We start from the raw sequence: 2,404 nt of genomic DNA, 5'->3' as shown, positions 1-2,404 counted from the left end.
ATATTCATTTTCATGTCGAAAAGAGAAATGTTTAAATCTCATTGAAAAGAACGCAAGTTCTTTTGTTAGTTCATTGTTGTTGATATTTAAAGCAAGCTTATTTAACTCATCTTTAATTTCTTTTTGACTATTTGAATCAATGTAGATTATCTTGTCTAAACGAACTTGACTAAATGTATTCATAAGACTTTCTAATTGATCAGAACAAAACTCAATACATACTCCTTTTCCATGATCTGCATAGCGATCCCATTGAGAAGCATCATCTTCTTCTGTTGTGAATGAAAAGGAATATGAACTTCTTGCTTTTTTCTCAATAGAAGAATAATTATTCTTTACAAATTGAATTAAGTTTTTTGCAATGCCTTTAGGTTCGAGAGCCTTAATTATATCTAGAACAGCTCTGCCTTCGCTTGCATCATTTAAGTTTCTTAATCGGCTAAAATAAAGCTCTTGGCTATCTAAGATTCCTAGTAAAGAAGATGTTTTTGTGTAATGAAATAATCTTGGTAAACTCATATCTGTTAACCTTCGTTATAACAGAATTTCACAATATAAAATCTTTCCTAAGATCTTTGGAAAATTAGCTTAAAAAGATCTTATAGATTAATTAGTTACAGTGTAACAAAAATTTATTAATCGTGATTTTTTACGTCAACGATTAAAGCTCTTTAAAAATTTGGTATATAAATCAGACAGATAAGAATTTGATGTTCTTATGAATTAGCTCATTTTAGTAGGTGTTTTTTCAAGAAATTGGACTTTTGAAAAAGGGCTTAATTTTGAATGGGTTATGGATAATTTTGGATATAAAAATAGGGATAACTGTGCTACAATTCTCTCGCCAAATCAAATAGATAACACAAGGATCCCCATGCAGAAATTATCCTTTTTTATTGCTCCATTGTCAAGTTCAGAAAACACCTCTTTAACCTCAGTTCTCTCTAAAGAGAATATCTGCTGTATAGCTAGAGCAAAGAAGGCTCTAGTTAGACAAAGAAAGTTTGATGTAGCTGATTACACTTTAACAGCACTCAATCTCATGTGCTCACCTACTAAAAGCTCAGAGTTAACCCTTAAGTCAATTGCAGATGCCTACAATAAAGCATCAGACAATGAATCTATGACGGTTAAGTGTATTCACAAGCAGCTACAGCAGGAAACAACACTAGAAACTGTTAAAGAGCTTTGTCAGCAGTTATTAACACTGTTTAAATCAAAGTCTTTAAACCTAAAGTTAAAAGAGAATCTGCCTGCTGATTTAAAGGCTCTATTAAAACGCCTTAAGGTTAATGACATCATTCTCATTGATGGTACAGAGATTGACTTACAGTACTCATGTGCTGATAACTTTAGTTGCAAAAGCAAAGGTAGACCTAGAAGAGGATGGCTCATTACCAAGACCTGGTATTAAGTTACATGTTGCCTTCTCAATCATTAAGAATACCTTTGAATACATTGAAGTAACTGAAGCTGTTGGCTCTGAAAGAGATTGCGTTCATCCTGAAAGATTCAAAAACTGCCTTATCATTGCTGATAGAGGCTATATCAGTGAAGATCTTGAAAAGCGAATTACTGACTCAGGTAATCTTTTCCTTATCAGAGGAAAAGCTAATACAGCAGGTGTTATTACTGAATGCTTTGATGACAATGGTCAAAATATTACTAAGTATATTGGTAAAACCGTTAAGGCTGTTCCTGAACAAACAGGTGCAGACTTAACCGTTGTTAGCAAACTAACAGACCATAAGCTTAGAGTGGTTTTAAGACATAATCAAAATGCAAAAGCAGATGAACAACGCTCTGTTCTTAGAACTAATATTCCAAGAGAATGCCTTTGTGCAAAACAGATTTTCATGCTTTACAGAGTACGCTGGTCTATTGAGCTTTTTAATAAAGCAAATAAACGTAGCAATTGCCTTCAGAGTATCAACTCTGCTGACAAGAACATCATTTTGACTTTTGTACTACTGTCATTGATTGCATCGCTTTCTAAAACTTACTGTGGTATTAAGGCTATGTTAAAGAAAAAGATCCAATGGATATCTATGCTTAAACTACATAAACTCAATACAGCCTTCAGCAAGCTTTTTAGAAGTCTGCAGTCACTTAAGCTGTCGTCTATATATCAAATTTTTAAAGAACTTTTCGATGAGATTAGTACGCATTGTCAAAGGACAACGCCTTCTAATCGAGATCGAGTTTTATTAAAAGATCTACCATTGTTAGTATGGCAGATCGTTAACCAACCTAACCCTTTTGACAATAATGTCTTAAGGTCTTAGGTAAGATTTATTATACAAAATAATTGTTATATTTCAATATTAAAGTCAATTATTTTATAACAAAAAGATAAAAACCATCATGTTTGTACAAATAATAGAAGGAATACTTTTTTTGTTCT

3 protein-coding genes are annotated in these 2,404 nt (G+C 32.4%); 2 read left to right on the top strand and 1 reads right to left on the bottom strand.

Annotated features, from left to right (window positions below; genetic code table 11):
* The coding region (locus ACJML3_RS05915) for a DUF2971 domain-containing protein (protein ID WP_406021469.1) at positions 1–519 on the bottom strand (519 nt) is incomplete at its 3' end.
* A gap of 355 nt (positions 520–874) precedes the next feature.
* Here ACJML3_RS05915 and ACJML3_RS05910 point away from each other — a divergent pair.
* Positions 875–1,414, top strand: coding sequence for a hypothetical protein (locus tag ACJML3_RS05910; protein WP_406021467.1), 540 nt, complete (start codon positions 875–877; stop codon positions 1,412–1,414).
* Positions 1,323–2,285, top strand: a complete 963-nt coding sequence (locus ACJML3_RS05905; protein WP_406021465.1) for a transposase — start codon at positions 1,323–1,325, stop codon at positions 2,283–2,285. Before ACJML3_RS05910 ends, ACJML3_RS05905 begins: the two co-directional genes overlap by 92 nt.
* The last annotated feature ends 119 nt before the right edge of the window (positions 2,286–2,404 follow it).

Source organism: Succinivibrio sp. (assembly GCF_045124615.1).
Classification (GTDB): Bacteria; Pseudomonadota; Gammaproteobacteria; order Enterobacterales; family Succinivibrionaceae; genus Succinivibrio; species Succinivibrio faecicola.
The sequence above is the reverse complement of the archived record's forward strand: the minus strand, read 5'-3'. Positions and strand labels throughout refer to the sequence as shown.

Bases quoted from the DNA above. Each gene is read 5' to 3' on its own strand.
- ACJML3_RS05910 (WP_406021467.1), top strand. From the start codon at position 875: ATGCAGAAATTATCCTTTTTTATTGCTCCATTGTCAAGTTCAGAAAAC.